Raw genomic sequence first — 17,627 nt, forward strand, 5'->3', positions numbered from 1 at the left:
TGAAGATAGGAACAATATGTAATACAGTGTAATGTAAGTAGTTTCACACCGTTACATTATAGTATGGTAAATGAAAAGGTTACATATTGGAGGAAAGGAGCAGAGCGTGCAGGTTACATCATACATTCACCCCATTGCTTGGAATATTATTATTGGTACATTATTTGCAAGGCTTGCTACGGGTATGAGCCTTCCTTTTCTTGCTATTTATTTGACAATGACAAAAGGTTTATCACCATCCATAACAGGGGCAATTATTAGTGTGAGTATGCTTATGGGTGTGTTTGCAAGTTTTATAGGTGGAAGTCTATCGGACACATATGGTCGTAAAAATGTAATGATTGGATCGATTCTTGTATGGATCCTTGTTTTCATTGGATTTGCTTTTGCGGATAACGTAATACTTTTCTTTGTGTTAAATGCGTGTAATGGTATTTGTCGTGCATTTTTCGAACCAACTTCTCGTGCTCTTTTATCCGATTTAACGAAGCCTGAGAATAGGCTGATGGTTTTCAATTTACGCTATGGAGCCATAAATATCGGATTTGCAGTTGGACCTATTTTAGGATTAAAGCTCGGAACCGCGTCCCAGGCGTTGCCGTTTTTACTAGCAGCAGTTGTGTATACGATATATATGATATCTTTATTGATTCAATTCCAAAACCATCCAATTCTAGAAATTCAGCAAGAAGATCATGTTACGATGAAAGAATCTCTTTATATAATAGGAAAAGATAGTGTACTATACTTTACGATCATTGGACTTATCTTAAGTAATGCTGTTTACTCACAATTTTCTACTAATTTATCGCAATATTTCGCTAATTCAGGTGTGTTTAAAGATGGAGTTCGAATATTTTCTTATGTTCTTACAATTAATGCGGTTACGGTTGTTTTTCTTCAATTTCCAATCACTCGAATTGGTAAGAAATATTCCGCTCTTGTTAGCATTATGATAGGAAGTCTTATTGTAAGTATAGGGTTATTTTGTATTGGCTTTGCCAAAGAAGAATGGATTGTCTATACTTGTACGGTTTTGTTTACAATTGGGGAAGTGCTTATGTTCTCTATGACCGACCTTTTTATTGATCAAATCTCACCTCCTCATGCAAAAGGTGCTTACTTTGGTGCAATGGGATTTAACGGTTTTGGGAGTGTGCTTGGTCCATGGGTAGGTGGAATTCTATTAGAACACTATGGGATTGAATATGGCGGAATTGTCTTTGTAATGATAGCTGTTTTTGGAATGATTAGTTTCCCTATTTTATTTTTTGTTAAAGTTCTTCATGCAAGAAGAAAATTATCTGTGTCAAGTACTTTCAACGACCTACAATTAAAGTAAAGTGAAGCTTCCCCTTTATGGGTCAGCTCCACCACTCCTATAACGGACAATTCTTCCTAACTTTAGCTACTTGGATTTTTCTTAGGAAACGTATTGCAAGGAAGTGCGAGATATAGTTCATTTCTAAAAAGACGAATCTGCAGAGATTTGTCTTTTTTAGATTTCCCATATCGTTGCTACATATCGTGATGTGCGTGGTTTTTTTGCCGTGAATGATTTCTGTTTTTTACCTTATGTGATCCACTCATCGGTTTTTGTGTACCATTCGTTGATTTTCTTTGGTTTTCATTTCGTACCAATTTGATCCCCCCTTTTCTCTTTTAATATGGGTCATTTTTCTCTTTTATACCTCTGCATATTTCTTCCTAAATCGACGCAAGCTACAGTAGATAATAATGATAAGAAAGGGGTATTTGAATGGCGTATCACAAGGATAAACAACAAGCCTTCCAAGCTGCTGAGCAAGATACCATACAGGCGATTGAGAGCTATCAGAGCGTGAAATGGGATGGTTCTCAATTAGGGAAGGAATTAAAACATCTGCGTCAAGAGGTTCAAGAAGCCTATGAACAAATACAAAATGCTCTTGAGACAGCTTCAGAAACGCAGCGAAAACAACTGACAAAATACGAAGAAGACGTGTATACCATAATGAATAGCATTGATGAAGGATAAAAAAATGGGTGAAAGTGGACCGCCAAACGGAGGATCCATTTTCACCTACTCTTTATTTTGGATAAATCTTATTGGTTTTTTTTCCGTTTCTTATTGTTTTGTCGTTGCGCTGCAGTCAAGGGTTCATTACTAAGTTCTTCATTATAGCCAGTACCTTTTCCTTGTGCAGAAGCCGCATTCATACCTGGAATAATGTGATTAGCTTTGCGTTTTACCATCTGGTTTCACCTCCTAAAGCTAGTATGATAAATATGCATGTACACTATGCCAGGAATGTTTATACCGAAATTTTAACTAGAAATCATGACTTGGCAGTAAGCTTTTTTTGGAATGAGTGGTATAATAAGTGTGTACATGGATTAAAAATTATTGTACGCAAATGAATTTTGTTTGGGGACGTAGTAATTGTTTTGTACCATCTCGTTTTTGTTTTAGAAAGAATACATATGCAGAAAGAATCTAATACATTGTATAGAAAAGTTCAATAAGCATTACTTATCAGAAACTATAAGTTTATTATAGTTTACTTATATTTTTAATTGTAATAAGATAATAAAGTAAAGCATTGAAAAAATGTATATACAAATGTATTTTAGATTTTTTCTCACGTTAACAGGGGGGAATTTATAATGGTAAAATATGATCCATTTCATGCACGTGCTACGTTTACTGTAGACGGACAATCTTATCAATACTATCGTTTGAAAGCGCTTGAAGAAGCAGGAATCGGTAATATTTCTCGTTTACCTTATTCTATTAAAGTATTGCTTGAATCTGTATTGAGACAAGTTGATGGACGAGTAATTAAAGAAGAACATGTAGAAAACCTTGCTAAGTGGGGAACAAAAGATGTAAAAGCTATCGATGTTCCTTACAAACCATCTCGTGTAATTCTACAAGACTTTACAGGAGTTCCTGCTGTAGTTGACCTTGCATCTTTACGTAAAGCAATGGCTGACATGGGCGGAGATCCTGACAAAATCAATCCAGAAATTCCTGTTGACTTAGTAATTGACCACTCTGTACAAGTTGATAAAGCGGGTACTGACGATTCACTTAATTTCAACATGGATTTAGAATTCAAACGTAACGCTGAACGTTATAAATTCTTAAATTGGGCACAAAAATCATTTAACAACTATCGTGCGGTTCCACCAGCAACTGGTATTGTACACCAAGTTAACCTTGAATACTTAGCACCAGTTGTACACGTTCTTGAAGTAGAAGGAGAAAAAATAGCTTTCCCTGATACATTGGTGGGAACTGACTCTCATACAACAATGATTAACGGTATCGGCGTTCTTGGTTGGGGCGTTGGTGGTATTGAAGCAGAAGCAGGAATGCTTGGACAACCATCATACTTCCCAGTTCCAGAAGTTGTCGGTGTTAAATTAACAGGTAAGTTACCAAGTGGTACAACTGCTACTGATATTGCACTTAAAGTAACACAAGTTCTTCGTAAACAAGGTGTAGTTGGCAAATTCGTAGAATTCTTCGGTGAAGGTTTGCAAAGCATGCCTTTAGCTGACCGTGCTACTGTTGCAAACATGGCACCTGAATACGGAGCTACTTGCGGATTCTTCCCAATCGATCACATTTCTCTTGACTACATGCGTTTAACAGGTAGAGATGAAGAACAAATTCGCATCGTTGAAGAATATTGCAAAGCAAACAACTTATTCTATACTCCTGGTAGCGAAGATCCTGTTTACACAACTCTTGTTGAAATTGATCTTTCTACAATCGAACCAAGTCTTTCTGGTCCAAAACGTCCACAAGACTTAATCGAACTTTCTAACATGCAGGATGCATTCCGTAAAGCTGTAGTTGCACCAGTTGGCAACCAAGGATTTGGCTTTACTGAAAAAGAATTTGATAAAGAAGTAGACGTTGCACTTAATGGCAAAGAAGTAAAAGTAAAAACAGGTGCAATTGCAATCGCCGCTATTACAAGTTGTACAAACACTTCTAACCCATCCGTTCTTATCGGAGCTGGTTTAGTAGCGAAGAAAGCAATTGAAAAAGGATTACAAGTTCCTGAATACGTAAAAACTTCTTTAGCTCCAGGATCTAAAGTTGTAACTGAATATTTAAATAAAGCTGGCTTAACTCCATATCTTGACCAATTAGGATTTAACACAGTTGGTTACGGATGTACAACATGTATCGGTAACTCTGGTCCGTTAGCACCTGAACTTGAAAAGTCTTTTGCTGAAAGTGATCTTCTAGTTACATCAGTGTTGTCTGGTAACCGTAACTTCGAAGGACGTATCCATCCACTAGTAAAAGCTAACTACCTAGCTTCTCCACCACTAGTAGTAGCATACGCACTTGCTGGTACTGTTGATATTGACCTTCGTAAAGATGCACTAGGTACAGGAAAAGACGGAAAACCTGTCTATTTCAATGACATTTGGCCATCTCAAGAAGAAGTACAACAAGTTGTTTCTTCTGTTGTTACAGCTGAATTGTTCAAGAAAGAATATGCTACTGTGTTCCAAAATAACCAACGTTGGAACGAAATTGAATCATCTAACGAAGCACTTTATACTTGGGACACTGAGTCCACATATATTCAAAACCCTCCATTCTTTGAGGGGCTATCTAAGGATCCTAAAGAAGTTCAACCACTTACTAGCCTTCGTGTAATCGGTAAGTTTGGTGATTCCGTAACTACGGACCATATTTCACCAGCAGGTTCATTCCGTAAGGATACACCAGCAGGTAAATATTTGACTTCTAAAGGCGTGCAACCTGTTGATTTCAACTCTTACGGTTCTCGTCGTGGTAACCATGAAGTAATGATGAGAGGTACATTTGCTAACATCCGTATCAAGAACCAAATCGCTCCTGGAACAGAAGGCGGCTTCACTACTTACTGGCCAACGGGCGAAGTAGAATCAATTTATGATGCAGCAATGCAATACAAACAAGATGGTACAGGTCTTCTTGTAATCGCTGGTAAGGATTACGGTATGGGAAGTTCTCGTGACTGGGCTGCAAAAGGAACAAACTTGCTAGGAATTAAAGCAGTTATCGCTGAAAGCTTCGAACGTATTCACCGTAGTAACCTTGTTCTTATGGGTGTTCTTCCGCTTCAATTTAAGCAAGGAGAAAGCTCTGAAACATTAGGTCTTAAAGGTGACGAAACATTCGAAATTCAAGTAGACGAAAACGTAAAACCACGTGATATCGTGAAAGTAACGGCTACAGAGGCGCAAGGTAATAAGAAGGAATTTGAAGTAGTAGCTCGCTTTGATTCTGAAGTTGAAATCGACTACTACCGTCACGGCGGTATTCTTCAAATGGTTCTTCGTGAAAAATTGAAAGAAGCAAAAGTAACTCGCTAATTCCATTAACAAAAAAAGGAAGATGACGAAAGTCATCTTCCTTTTTTCATTGCAAATCATTTTTCAATTGTTGCACTTTTATTTAATATTTGCTAAGAGGCGTTCAGCACCATGTTGTAAACTACGAGACACAATAACGTTTACAATAGTAAAAACAACTAAGATACTTAAAAACATACCCCACATTCCCATTTTTAATAAGAAAAATAACGCACATACTCCGCCAACCGTAATACCGACTAATAATATATTAACAAGAAAATTCCAAAGCGTAGTATAACGACCTTTAAATACTTTTTGTTCGGAGTCCCAATGAATATCAGCAGTTTGTGCATCCCAGCGTGTACCAATTAAATTATTTAGCCATAATCCATTTGCACAAAGCATGAACCAAAGTAAGATAAATATGGGTGACACACCGCCTACAATGATAAGTACCAGACCAAAGATAGCTAAAATAGCGGTATTAATTAGCCAAGCTGTAAATACTTTCGCAAAGAAAATACCTTCTGCCTTGACTGGTAAATAGCGATTGATAAACCAAGTGCGACCTTCTCTTGAAAAAGATGTTGTCGCAATCACATTGGATCCCATTAAAAACATGCCGGCACAAAAAGCAAGACCAAGCGCAAGGCCTGTTGTTTCACTATCTTTTATATATTGATTTAACCAAGCTAAGTTACCGTCTTGCACAAAAATAATAAAGAAAAGCATAATTGGCATAACGAAAGTTTGTACAATACAATTAATAAAAAATTGTGGTGTGCGAATCAAAATACGAAACTCTTTTTTTACATATGCTTTCCAATGTGAATTTTGTACGGTAGCTTTATTAAAATTCTCGGCAGAAATCACTTCTTTTTTCGCAGTACTATTCGAAATTCCAATAACCCCTTTCAAATATGTACGATCTGCAACATAGAAAAACAATACATAAAATGCAAATGAAATTGCAGCGAAAAGAAGTAAATATAAAATTCCTTTCCACGAAGTACTTTCTATTAACGCCATTGCACCAAAATACGTTGTTGGAAAATAGTTTGTCATTTCTACTAAAAATGAAGATTGATTATTTAAAAAATAGTCTGCTGCTCCAGAAGCAGCACTTCTATTTTTCCATTGCATAAATACATTAATGCCCACAACCAGCAATAAAGTAAATAAACCCATTAACATATTACTACGGTCTTTATTTTTTGCGATATTTGTATAACGCATAACAACTGTCATAAGAAGTGAAGCAAGAACTAACGGAATAATCGGGAAAAATAAGTAAACAAGTAAAACATAAATATAATATGTAATAAAAGCACCACTTTGTAATCCATACACAATGAAAATTGGAAATAAGACAAACGAAGACATCACATATTGTGTAATTAATACTGTAATAAACTTCGCAGTAATTATGTGGGCTGGCTGAAGTGGCAATGGTAATAACATTTCAACGTCATCGCTATAATAAAACACTGTTAAAATTGTCGTAATACTAAACATAAACACCCATATACTTCCAACCGCTAGTCCCATTCCAATTAGTAGGTTTTCCTGACCAACTTGTTTTAGTACGCCATACATGCCATTTGTCAGTGAACCTATAAATAAAAATCCAATACACATAAAACCTAAAAATGAAAACAAATATAAAACACGCTTCTTGTTGTCAGTTAACACATCAGCATAGTTCATTTTTAATAATATTTTTGTTAACATCCAAATTTTATTCATTTTCTGTCATCTCCAAGAACATTTTTTCGAGAGATTCATTTGATTCAAAATGCTCCCGCATTTCTGCTAAATTTCCTCGAAATTGAAGTGTTCCTTTATTAATAATCGCAACTTGATCACATAATTTTTCAGCAACTTCTAACACATGCGTTGAAAAGAATACCGTTTTCCCTTTATCAGCGTGTTCCCGCATCATTTGTTTTAATATAAATGCCGATTTTGGATCTAATCCAGTCATTGGCTCATCTAAAATCCAGACATCTGGATCATGCAAAAGAACTCCAATAATAATAATTTTTTGGCGCATTCCATGTGAATAACTTTGAATTTGATCAGACAATGCTTCGTACAAACTAAAATGTTCTGCTAGTGTTCGGATTTTTTCCTGACGCACGTCTTTCGGAACATCATACATATCCGCCATGAAATTTAAATATTCAATCCCTTTTAAGCGTAAAAACATATCAGGACTGTCAGGAACATATCCAAATAGCTTTTTCACTTCAAGCGGCTCTTTCGTAATGTCTTTTCCATTTACAGAAATCGTCCCGCTATCTAGAGAGTGAATACCCGTTATCATCTTAATTGTCGTTGATTTTCCTGCACCATTTGGACCTAAAAAACCAAATATCTTTCCGCTCGGCACGGTTAAATTTAAATCTTTTACCGCAAATTTGCTACCATTATAACTCTTTGATACATTAACAATTTCAATCATTAATATCCATTCCTTTCTTGATATTCCAATATTTATGATTTGATTATAACATAAGACTTTTTAGATATTTATATCTTTTCAGATTCATTAATTATTAACATCCTAGGTCTTTTCATTTTCAATTTACGATTGCGATGAAGGATGCCGTTTCAAATGGAAAATGAGAGGAAATATTTCCACTCGTGGACTAAACATAAAAATGGAAGGATATGTAATTGGAAGGTGGAATATAGATATGAATAGTACAAGTTTATACGGATAGAAAAATGTGAGGGATGATAATATGTTACGTAAAATCATTATCATACTTATTTTCATAGTAGCAGCAGGTTTTGCAATGTACCAACAACTAGCAAATGATCAAAAAGCAAGCGAAACAACAAAAGTGGATGGAGAATCAAAGGAAACGCTTTTGAAGCAGGGTCTTGAAATAGGGAAACAAGCGCCAGACATTACATTAGTTTCAACTACAGGGGAACGAGTGAGCTTGTCTAGTTTTAAAGGGAAGAAAGTCATTGTGAATTTTTGGGCGACTTGGTGTCCGCCATGTAGAGAAGAGATGCCTGAATTACAAGCATTTTACGAGAAAAAGAACAACAGTGCGGTATTGCTTGCAGTAAATTACACCGTCTCTGAACGTACAAATGGAGAGGAAAAAGTACGTAATTATATAAAGGAAAAAGGGTATACTTTTCCTGTCTTACTTGATTCATCATCGATTGCTGTCAATACATATCAAGTCATTTCACTTCCTACCTCGTATTTTATTGATACTACAGGAATCATTCGTCAAAAGTACATTGGTATGATGACAAATTCATTTATAGAACATACGCTTAGTTCAATTCCATAATTATATTACAAACTATACATTCATTTTCTGCACATCGTTTAATTTTCCATTGAACCGTATAGATAGCATTGTTCCCTGTCTATACTACGATATAGAAAGGAGCAGTGCTATGAAACCGAATAGACGCAAAACATTTGAAGAGCTCGTAACAGAAAACAAGATGCAGCTTCTTGCTGATGATGAGGAAATGAAACAGATTGAAGAGAGAATCGAAAAACGCCTGGAAATGAGAAATCAAGCATAATGAAATAAAGGATTTCGCATACTACCAGTAAAGGAGGGGAAGAGAATGGGTAATCCGAAGAAGAATAGTAAAGATTTTGTGCCAAACCATATCGGAACGAAATCTATAGCAGCTGGCGGTAACAAAGGGAAGCAGATGCAAGATAAAACTGGGAAAAAGCCAATTGTAGACAATGGATAGTGAAAACAGGGCGGAATGAACGTCCTGTTTTTTTCTTTTATTTTAATATGATTGGCACCGGTATATTGTGTTTTCTTTTAGAGAAACTATGTGTGAAGGTCAGTTTTTAGGAGGATGAGAATGAAACATAATAAAGATGATCGTAGCGATAATGTGGAAAAACTTCAAAATATGGTACAAAATACGATTGAAAATATCCATGAAGCAAATGACACCGTTGAATTTTCAAACGAAAGTGACCAAGCAGCAATTCAGGTGAAAAATGCAAGACGAATGGCTAGTATTGCGCAAATGCGTAATGAAATTCGCCAAGAAAACCGTTATATGAGTTCGCATGATATTGGAAACCAAGAAGTCGTAGAAGAATAAGAAAGGAGCAGACTCAAAAGAAAATTATTTCCTTTTGAGTCTGCTCGCGAAATAGGCTGCTAAGTTATCCTTTCTTTGTAACAATAAAGTTTTCCGTTAGTAATCTCCAATTTTGCGGAAAAGGCAATCCAATCTTCCAATAGCTAATCCCTCGGATTCCTTGTTCTTTAATAAGATTTAGTTTTGCTTGTATAGATCTAGCATCTTCAAACCATACTTCATGACGTTTTCCATTGTTATCTACGTACGTAAAATGAGGTGCCTGCGCCCCAGTATCAAATAATATAGGTACATTGTATTTACTTGCAAGTGCAACAGCTGCTACTGAACTAAGTGCTTTTGCTGGGGGATTTCCAACCTTAAAGGGTAGGGTCCAGTCAAATCCATATAGATTTTGCCCCATAATAATTTTTTTAGCTGGCATTTCTGTTTTTGCATATTGAATGACATCTCTAACAGGTCCGATAGGTGAAACGGCAAGGGGTGGACCTCCTTGCCAGCCCCAGTCATAGGTCATGATAACTACGAAGTCTACAATTTTTCCATGACTTTTATAATCAATGCCTACTACAAATGGACCTTTTTGCGTGGAACTCGTTTTAGGCGACAATGTTGTACTTAACGTGTATCCTTGTGGAAGTCTTCGTTTTACATTGCGTAGAAATTGATTATAATCGTCTCGATTTTCCGCTAGAACATTCTCAAAGTCAAAGTGTATATCACGCATATTATATTTTTGGGCCGTATCCAATATATTTGTAATCAATTTATTTTGGGTTGCCGCATTTGTCAGTATTTCCTTTGTTAAGGAGGGGCTGAAATTACCGTTTTCTAAATTCGATACAACTAGCATCGGTATTACCTTATTTTGTTTTGCAATTTCGAGAACATCGTTTAGATTAGTTGGAATCTTAAGTGTACCGTCTCGATTTATTTCAAAACTAAAATAAGCAAGGTATGTCACGTACGGTGCGATATTTTTTGTTGCTGCTAATAAAGAGCTTTTTATTGGCTCCGAGGTCGGCTGTAAATATGCAATGGCTTCGATTTCCTTCTTTGTACCATTCGGAATGTAAAGTGATTGGCCAACTTGTAGGCTTGCTTTACTAGATAAATTGTTTGCTTTTGATAACGTACTTACTGAAATATTATAGGTAAGTGCAATTTTGTATAATGTATCTCCAGGCTGTACATAATAGACGTTATCTTTCATATTAATAAGCAGTGTTTGCCCAACCACTAGAGGTACGCTTGCGTCAATACCATTATCTTTAACGATCTCTTCAATGGTTGTTCCATACTTTGCAGCTAGCTTAAATAATGTGTCGCCTCTTGTAACGACGACAATTTGGATCATAGTGTTCCCTCCTTCATGGAAAAAGATATGCCGCTTCTATTTTATTTTTCAAATGGTTGTATTATGATAATGAATATGTAGAGAAGGGCAAGAAGGAGATAATAGGATGCACGTATCAGAAAAGCAAATTGAAATTCGCTATGCAGAAACAGACCAAATGGGAGTTGTGTACCATGCCAACTATATTATTTGGCTAGAACTTGGACGAACACAGCTTATTAAAGATTTAGGAGTTTCATACATAAAAATGGAAAACGATGGAATTGTTTCACCTGTGTTAGATTTACAAATTTCTTATCGTAAGGCGATGCGATATGGTGAAAAGGCGCTTGTGAAAACGTGGATTGAAACGGTAAATCCTTTGCGCGTTATATATGGTTATGAAATAAGAAATGAACAAGATCAAGTATGTATCACGGCAAAAACAACGAATATTTTAGTACGTAAAGATTCATTTCGACCTGTATCCTTTAAAAAGTTGTATCCAGATTGGTATAAAACCTATGAATTAGAAAGAAAAGAGCCAAATTCTTAATTGATTTTGGCTCTTTTTCCATAACATACACTTTATTTTAAAAAGCGAAACGTTGGATCTTCGTCCCCAGCTTTGAATGAAATCGATAGGGAGTGGCCGTCAAAATACCATTCATCATCCTGTTCGATATAAAACGTAATCCCATTTTCCTTTGCTTCTGCGGAGGCTTGTATAGGTGTATCCTTGCGTATTCCGAGTGAGAATCCTTTATGAATGGTACTTTCTCCACCATATCTTACAAAAAAACATAATGCATCCCCATCCTGAAGCATAAGTTCTTCCTTATACCAGTTGGCTGCTTCCCTTGATATGGATAAATTCATTTGTATCCTCCTCCTGCTTCAGCTTTTTCTCCATTATAAAAAATAACGCAAAGAGGTGCTATCATTATGCTTAGCAAATCCTCTTTGCGTTATCCTATTAAAATTTCACTTTTGGTTCCGTTTTATTTAAAATACGAGAAATATTAGCACGATGACGATAGATTACAAAAATAGCTAACACTGATATAGTAAGAAGAAAGGGTTTATCATTAATGATAATACCAGATATTACTCCAACAATAGCTGCAATCATAGATGATAAGGAAACATATTTTGTAGTAAATAGTAAAATTAAGAAAACTGTGACTAAAATAAGAAAAACAATTGGTTGACAGTACAGCAAAACTCCTGCAGAGGTTGCAACAGCCTTACCACCGCGAAAATTAGCGAAAATAGGGTACATATGACCGATAACGGCAACAATACCGAACCAAAGTGGATTTATCGAAAGTCCAAATAGCACTGGTAGGGACGCCGCTAACGTACCTTTTAAAATATCTGCAGCTGTTACGGTAAATCCAGCTTTTTTTCCTAGTGTACGGAACGTATTTGTCGCCCCTAAATTTCCACTCCCATGTTGGCGAATGTCAACCCCATAACCAACTTTGCCAACGATTAATGCAAACGGGATGCTACCTAACAAATAAGCGACAAGAAATAAAACATAAGTAAGCATAAGTTCGATTCTCCTTTAAAAAGGTACTAACATGTCCAAAATAAATTCCGTATTCATTGTACCATACAATAAAATAACTGTGTAAACAACTATCCATACGCTATTGTTCCATGATGAAATAAGAATGCTTGTATATTTGCATTATTAGCCCTTACCTTACACTGAATGCAGGGGGGGTTAAGTGCTCTTAGGATAAAGCAGATTGATTCATACTGCAATTGGGATCATGCAAGACGTAGAAGATTGAGATATGGTAAAATTACTATGTTAAGCTAATATTATGGTACACAGAAGAACTGTTCTTCGTTTCTTCCGTTTCATGGAAGTTCGTTCAGCGAATGAATCGTTGGAAATAAGAGCTAGGAGGTAAAAATATGAGTAAAACGGTGCTGCTCGTGGAAGATGAACAGCGCCTTCGCGAGATCGTCTCCGACTATTTTATAAGCGAGGGATTTATTGTGGTGGAGGCCGAAGACGGGAAGCAAGCTCTTGCACAGTTTGAAGCGAACGCGATTGATTTAATTATTCTTGATATAATGCTTCCGGAAATTGATGGATGGTCTGTATGTAGACGCATTCGAAAGGAATCAGTAGTTCCTATTATTATGTTAACAGCTCGTTCTGATGAAGAAGATACATTGCTTGGATTCGAATTAGGTGCAGATGAATATGTTACGAAACCATTCAGTCCGAAGGTGCTCGTAGCAAGAGCAAAGACGTTGCTAAAACGAGCGGAAGGAATAATTGGTCAAGATGAAAATGTATTATCTATGTGCGGAATTGAAGTAAACAAGCTATCACGCACTGTAATCGTAGATGGAAGTGAAATTATATTAACACATAAAGAGTTTGAGCTGTTGTTGTATTTGATGGAAAACAAAGGGATTGTATTATCTCGTCAACACTTGCTTGATCATCTGTGGGGGTACGATTATTTTGGAGATGATCGAACAGTAGATACACATATCAAAAAGCTACGCAGTAAGCTTGGAGACAGAGCTAAGCACATCGCAACCGTCATCCGAGTTGGATATAAGTTTGAAGAGTAGTATCACTTCTTTGTCTTTTTTTCGTATACTGCGTTTTATGGAATACATATCGATAATTGGGCTGTAACTAGAGGTAGAATAAGTAACTCTACATTTTCGTGATTTCACTAGAAGTTCACAACAAGTTCACAGCATTCGATTACACTGAAGCTACGATGAAACAGAGAGGGGAAAATATATGGGATACTATGATGATAATGAAGCAGGTAAATCTCGAGAAGATAAAAATACACGTCCACGTTCAGGAAAAGGATATTTTGTATCGGGATTAGTTGGTGCAATTATTGGAGCAATCACCATTACAGTAGCAAGTCCCTATATTACAGGTTTGCAAGCTTCCAAGCAAGTGCAGACGGGAGGGCAAGTACAAGGCACAGCTGTTCCAGTTGTACAAACTTCGAAACCTACTGATATTGCTGGTATGGTAGATGGTGTAAAGGATGCAGTAGTAAGTGTCTTGAATTATCAAGCTACAGATTCGATGACGAATAGTGTACAAGAAGCTGGATCAGGTTCCGGCGTTATCTATAAAAAAGTAGGAAATACAGCCTATATTGTTACAAACAATCATGTTGTAGAAGGTGCAAAGCAGCTAGAAGTAACGCTTAGCAACGGGAAAAAACTTCCAGCAAAACTAGTAGGGACAGACCAATGGCTTGACCTAGCTGTGATACAAATTGATGGAACGGATATAACAAAGGTTGCAACGCTAGGTGATTCCGACAAAGTACGTGCTGGTGATACAGCGATTGCTATCGGAAGTCCATTAGGATTTGCAGGTTCTGTAACAGAAGGAATTATTAGCAGTAAAGATCGTGAAATTCCCGTTGACATTAATGGAGATGGAAAACCAGACTGGCAAGCTCAGGTTATTCAAACGGATGCAAGTATTAACCCTGGTAACAGCGGAGGAGCGCTTCTTGATGTAAATGGTGAAGTAATTGGAATTAACTCAAGTAAAATCGCACAGCAAGCAGTAGAAGGAATTGGATTTGCGATTCCAATTAACGTTGTCAAGCCGACATTGGATGCGCTAGAGAAAGATGGACAGGTGAAAAGACCGTTTATGGGCATTCAACTCAGTTCTTTAGATGAATTACCTAGTGTTATTAATGATCGTTTAAATATACCGAAGGATGTAACAAGTGGTGTTCTAGTTACAGATGTGACACCTAATTCACCGGCAAGTAAGGCAGGACTTCAACGTTATGATTTAATTATAGGCTTGGATGATCAAAAAATTGAAAATAGTATAGAGTTTAGAAAATATTTATATGATAAAAAGAAAGTTGGGGACAAAGTAGTAGTTACTTACTATCATAATGGTCAAAAACAGCAAAAAACGCTCATATTAGATGCTGTAGCAAATTGATGATAGGAAACCTCCCTTAAACACAGGGAGGTTTTTTCATTCGCCTGCTTAAGGATTTGTTTTTCTCCTGCCTTGGCATGGTTTTACCTATAAATAATGAGATAAAACGGTCTTTATTATTGAAAGGGCTTTACTTATATGGCTATACTATAAAAAAGGGGGAATAGTTATGCAAAATCCAACTCGTGAAGAAATAGGTCAATTATTAAGAAAGACAAAAACAATTGCTGTTGTAGGTTTGTCTGATAATCCTGAAAGAACGTCTTTTATGGTTGCTAAGGCTATGCAAGATGCTGGTTATCGAATCATCCCAGTAAACCCAAAGGCAGAATACATTCTTGGGGAAAAATCAGTCAAAACACTTACGGAAATTAAGGAGCATGTTGATATCGTTAATGTGTTTCGCCGATCAGAATACTTAATGGATGTTGCAAAAGAATTTATTCAAATTGATGCAGATGTATTTTGGGCACAGCTTGGTTTACAAGATGAAGCTACCTATGAGTTTTTAAAAGAAAAGGGTTATACAGTTATTATGGATCGTTGTATTAAAGTGGAGCATGCACTTACAAAATAAATATATATATTTCTTAGGATTAATATTGCTAGTGGGGACTTTCCCCACTATTTATTTGTATACATAAATTTACTGGATTTTTTTGTATAGATTGTTTGGGAAAACAAGGTGTAGAACATCTTAAACATTGTCTATAGCATTGACAAAAGGCTTTTTTTCTGAAATAGTAGCGTAGAAGGAATCCTTGTCAGTAACAAGGATTTTTGTTTTGCATCACATCTACTACTAATGAATACGTACACTTGTCAAGAAATGGACAGTAAGGTATTCTATAATAGAAACGTATGTTCTGATTGTTCGTAGGAAGGGAGTAAAGGCTTTGGCACAGCAAATAAAATATAATGAAGATGCGATACAAGTCCTAGAAGGACTCGAAGCGGTTCGGAAGCGTCCAGGCATGTACATCGGAAGCACGGACAGCCGCGGATTGCATCATTTAGTATATGAAATTGTAGATAATTCAGTTGATGAAGCTTTAGCTGGATTTGGTAATGAAATTCTTGTTACGATACATAAAGATAATAGTATTAGTGTAAGGGATCACGGAAGAGGTATGCCAACAGGTATGCATAAAACAGGCAAGCCTACTCCTGAAGTTATATTAACGGTGCTTCATGCCGGTGGTAAATTTGGACAAGGTGGCTATAAGACAAGCGGGGGTTTACACGGAGTTGGTGCGTCGGTTGTAAATGCATTATCTGAGTGGCTTGTTGTTACGATTCGCCGCGAAGGACATGTATATCAACAACGTTTTGAAAATGGTGGACATCCTGTCACAACACTGGAAATCATCGGTAATACAAAGGAAACCGGTACAACCATCCATTTTAAGCCGGATACGTCTATCTTTAGTACAACGAATTATAATTATGATACGTTAAGTGAACGCCTTAGAGAAGCAGCTTTTTTAATGAAGAATATGAAAATTGTATTAAAGGATGAACGTAATGATATTGTAGATGAATTTCAATATGAAACTGGTATCGAAGCGTTTGTCTCTTATTTGAACGAAGAAAAAGTTGCGCTTCATCCAGTTGTGTATTTTGAAGGGGAAGTAAATGGTATTGAGGCAGAGCTAGCTTTTCAATTTCATGATGCGTATTCAGAAACTCTCCTTTCATTCGTCAATAATGTGAGAACGAAGGATGGAGGAACACACGAAGTCGGCTTTCGAACGGCTATGACTCGTGTATTTAACGAATATGCACGTAAAATCGGAGTGTTAAAGGAAAAGGATAAAAACCTAGAAGGAAGCGATATTCGCGAAGGATTGTCGTCAATCGTATCGGTTCGGATTCCGGAAGAAATTCTGCAATTTGAAGGACAAACGAAAGGAAAGCTAGGCACGAGTGAAGCACGCTCTGCTATTGATGCAATCGTCTCTGAAAATCTTACTTACTTTTTAGAAGAAAATCCTGAAGTAGCAGCACTCCTCATCAAAAAAGCCTTTAAGGCATTTCAAGCAAGAGAAGCGGCACGTAAAGCTAGAGAAGAAGCGAGAAATGGGAAAAAGAAAAAGAAAACAGAAACCTCTCTTAGTGGTAAGCTTACTCCTGCACAATCACGTAACCCGCAGCGAAATGAACTTTATTTAGTTGAAGGAGACTCAGCGGGTGGATCTGCAAAGCAAGGACGTGATCGGCGTTTTCAAGCTGTACTGCCCTTACGCGGAAAGGTTATTAATACAGAAAAAGCCAAATTAGCTGATATTTTTAAAAACGAAGAAATTAATACGATTATTTATGCTATCGGAGGCGGCGTAGGTGCTGATTTTTCGATTGAGGATATTAATTACGATAAAGTTGTCATTATGACCGATGCTGATACAGATGGAGCACATATTCAGGTGTTGCTTCTTACATTCTTTTTTCGCTATATGAAGCCGCTGATTGAGCAAGGAAAAGTATTTATTGCACTTCCGCCATTGTATAAAGTGAGCAAGGGAACTGGCGCTAAAGAGGTCATTGAATATGCTTGGTCTGACGATGAATTAGATAATGTGACAAAGAAAGTTGGAAAAGGGTATATACTTCAGCGTTATAAAGGATTAGGTGAAATGAACGCTGATCAATTATGGGAAACGACTATGAATCCTGAAACACGTACACTTATCCGTGTGAGATTAGAAGATGTAACAAGAGCAGAAAGAAGAATTACGACATTGATGGGTGATAAAGTTGAACCGCGTCGTAAATGGATTGAACGTAATGTGCAATTTGGACTTCAAGATGATGGCAATATTTTAGAAAATGAATTGCTTTCTACGGAGGGTGAATAAG

At 36.7% G+C, this 17,627-nt stretch carries 18 protein-coding genes and 1 pseudogene; 12 read left to right on the forward strand and 7 right to left on the reverse strand.

Annotation, left to right across the window (positions count from 1 at the left end):
- Nucleotides 1-106 precede the first annotated feature (106 nt).
- The gene (locus tag ACM5BR_RS03280) at nucleotides 107-1,342 is read left to right on the forward strand and encodes an MDR family MFS transporter (RefSeq protein WP_416825841.1); all 1,236 of its coding nucleotides are present in this window, start codon (nucleotides 107-109) and stop codon (nucleotides 1,340-1,342) included.
- A gap of 176 nt (nucleotides 1,343-1,518) precedes the next feature.
- On the opposite strand, the pseudogene ACM5BR_RS03285 reads toward ACM5BR_RS03280, so the two are convergent.
- Nucleotides 1,519-1,650: pseudogene (locus tag ACM5BR_RS03285) on the reverse strand (small acid-soluble spore protein P); the annotation flags it as partial.
- Between the two features lie 109 nt (nucleotides 1,651-1,759).
- Here ACM5BR_RS03285 and ACM5BR_RS03290 point away from each other — a divergent pair.
- The gene (locus ACM5BR_RS03290) at nucleotides 1,760-2,017 is read left to right on the forward strand and encodes a hypothetical protein (protein WP_416825843.1); all 258 of its coding nucleotides are present in this window, start codon (nucleotides 1,760-1,762) and stop codon (nucleotides 2,015-2,017) included.
- A 68-nt stretch (nucleotides 2,018-2,085) separates the two neighbouring features.
- On the opposite strand, the gene sspO is transcribed toward ACM5BR_RS03290, so the two are convergent.
- On the reverse strand, nucleotides 2,086-2,235 hold the full coding sequence (gene sspO / locus ACM5BR_RS03295) for a small acid-soluble spore protein O (RefSeq protein ID WP_416825845.1): 150 nt from the start codon (nucleotides 2,233-2,235) through the stop codon (nucleotides 2,086-2,088).
- A 411-nt stretch (nucleotides 2,236-2,646) separates the two neighbouring features.
- On the opposite strand from sspO, the gene acnA reads away from it, so the two are divergent.
- Nucleotides 2,647-5,367 carry an aconitate hydratase AcnA gene (acnA, locus tag ACM5BR_RS03300; protein WP_416825847.1) on the forward strand — a complete coding sequence of 907 codons (2,721 nt, stop codon included), beginning with the start codon at nucleotides 2,647-2,649 and terminating at the stop codon, nucleotides 5,365-5,367.
- A gap of 78 nt (nucleotides 5,368-5,445) precedes the next feature.
- On the opposite strand, the gene ACM5BR_RS03305 is transcribed toward acnA, so the two are convergent.
- Nucleotides 5,446-7,095, reverse strand: coding sequence for a putative ABC transporter permease subunit (locus tag ACM5BR_RS03305; RefSeq protein WP_416825849.1), 1,650 nt, complete (start codon nucleotides 7,093-7,095; stop codon nucleotides 5,446-5,448).
- Nucleotides 7,088-7,813 carry an ABC transporter ATP-binding protein gene (locus ACM5BR_RS03310; protein ID WP_416825851.1) on the reverse strand — a complete coding sequence of 242 codons (726 nt, stop codon included), beginning with the start codon at nucleotides 7,811-7,813 and terminating at the stop codon, nucleotides 7,088-7,090. Before ACM5BR_RS03310 ends, ACM5BR_RS03305 begins: the two co-directional genes overlap by 8 nt.
- A gap of 283 nt (nucleotides 7,814-8,096) precedes the next feature.
- On the opposite strand from ACM5BR_RS03310, the gene ACM5BR_RS03315 reads away from it, so the two are divergent.
- The 4 genes from ACM5BR_RS03315 to tlp all read left to right on the forward strand — a co-directional run bounded on the left by ACM5BR_RS03315 (nucleotide 8,097) and on the right by tlp (nucleotide 9,459).
- Nucleotides 8,097-8,666 carry a TlpA disulfide reductase family protein gene (locus ACM5BR_RS03315; protein ID WP_416825853.1) on the forward strand — a complete coding sequence of 190 codons (570 nt, stop codon included), beginning with the start codon at nucleotides 8,097-8,099 and terminating at the stop codon, nucleotides 8,664-8,666.
- A gap of 109 nt (nucleotides 8,667-8,775) precedes the next feature.
- Complete coding sequence (locus tag ACM5BR_RS03320) at nucleotides 8,776-8,910, forward strand: FbpB family small basic protein (RefSeq protein WP_416825854.1); 135 nt, start codon at nucleotides 8,776-8,778, stop codon at nucleotides 8,908-8,910.
- Nucleotides 8,911-8,955: 45 nt separating this feature from the next.
- Nucleotides 8,956-9,090, forward strand: a complete 135-nt coding sequence (locus ACM5BR_RS03325) for an acid-soluble spore protein N (RefSeq protein ID WP_416825856.1) — start codon at nucleotides 8,956-8,958, stop codon at nucleotides 9,088-9,090.
- Between the two features lie 114 nt (nucleotides 9,091-9,204).
- Entirely contained in the window at nucleotides 9,205-9,459 is a 255-nt protein-coding gene (gene tlp, locus ACM5BR_RS03330) for a small acid-soluble spore protein Tlp (protein WP_416825858.1), read from the forward strand.
- A gap of 64 nt (nucleotides 9,460-9,523) precedes the next feature.
- On the opposite strand, the gene ACM5BR_RS03335 is transcribed toward tlp, so the two are convergent.
- Complete coding sequence (locus ACM5BR_RS03335) at nucleotides 9,524-10,816, reverse strand: LysM peptidoglycan-binding domain-containing protein (RefSeq protein ID WP_416825860.1); 1,293 nt, start codon at nucleotides 10,814-10,816, stop codon at nucleotides 9,524-9,526.
- A gap of 106 nt (nucleotides 10,817-10,922) precedes the next feature.
- Between ACM5BR_RS03335 and ACM5BR_RS03340 the strand changes: the two genes are divergently transcribed.
- Nucleotides 10,923-11,351 carry an acyl-CoA thioesterase gene (locus tag ACM5BR_RS03340; protein WP_416825861.1) on the forward strand — a complete coding sequence of 143 codons (429 nt, stop codon included), beginning with the start codon at nucleotides 10,923-10,925 and terminating at the stop codon, nucleotides 11,349-11,351.
- Nucleotides 11,352-11,383: 32 nt separating this feature from the next.
- Here the strand turns inward: ACM5BR_RS03340 and ACM5BR_RS03345 are convergent, their stop codons facing one another.
- Both ACM5BR_RS03345 and plsY read right to left on the reverse strand, forming a co-directional pair.
- Nucleotides 11,384-11,674, reverse strand: coding sequence for a HesB/YadR/YfhF family protein (locus ACM5BR_RS03345; protein ID WP_416825863.1), 291 nt, complete (start codon nucleotides 11,672-11,674; stop codon nucleotides 11,384-11,386).
- Nucleotides 11,675-11,771: 97 nt separating this feature from the next.
- The gene (gene plsY / locus ACM5BR_RS03350) at nucleotides 11,772-12,350 is read right to left on the reverse strand and encodes a glycerol-3-phosphate 1-O-acyltransferase PlsY (RefSeq protein ID WP_416825865.1); all 579 of its coding nucleotides are present in this window, start codon (nucleotides 12,348-12,350) and stop codon (nucleotides 11,772-11,774) included.
- Nucleotides 12,351-12,724: 374 nt separating this feature from the next.
- On the opposite strand from plsY, the gene ACM5BR_RS03355 reads away from it, so the two are divergent.
- The 4 genes from ACM5BR_RS03355 (at nucleotide 12,725) to parE (ending at nucleotide 17,626) form a co-directional block, all read left to right on the forward strand.
- Entirely contained in the window at nucleotides 12,725-13,399 is a 675-nt protein-coding gene (locus ACM5BR_RS03355) for a response regulator transcription factor (protein ID WP_416825867.1), read from the forward strand.
- Nucleotides 13,400-13,577: 178 nt separating this feature from the next.
- Entirely contained in the window at nucleotides 13,578-14,771 is a 1,194-nt protein-coding gene (locus tag ACM5BR_RS03360) for a S1C family serine protease (protein ID WP_416825869.1), read from the forward strand.
- A 163-nt stretch (nucleotides 14,772-14,934) separates the two neighbouring features.
- Nucleotides 14,935-15,348, forward strand: coding sequence for a CoA-binding protein (locus ACM5BR_RS03365; protein WP_416827821.1), 414 nt, complete (start codon nucleotides 14,935-14,937; stop codon nucleotides 15,346-15,348).
- A 319-nt stretch (nucleotides 15,349-15,667) separates the two neighbouring features.
- Nucleotides 15,668-17,626, forward strand: a complete 1,959-nt coding sequence (gene parE, locus ACM5BR_RS03370; protein WP_416825871.1) for a DNA topoisomerase IV subunit B — start codon at nucleotides 15,668-15,670, stop codon at nucleotides 17,624-17,626.
- Nucleotide 17,627: the final 1 nt, after the last annotated feature.

The sequence above is a fragment of the Ectobacillus polymachus genome (assembly GCF_048159605.1).
GTDB lineage: Bacteria > Bacillota > Bacilli > Bacillales > Bacillaceae_G > Ectobacillus > Ectobacillus polymachus.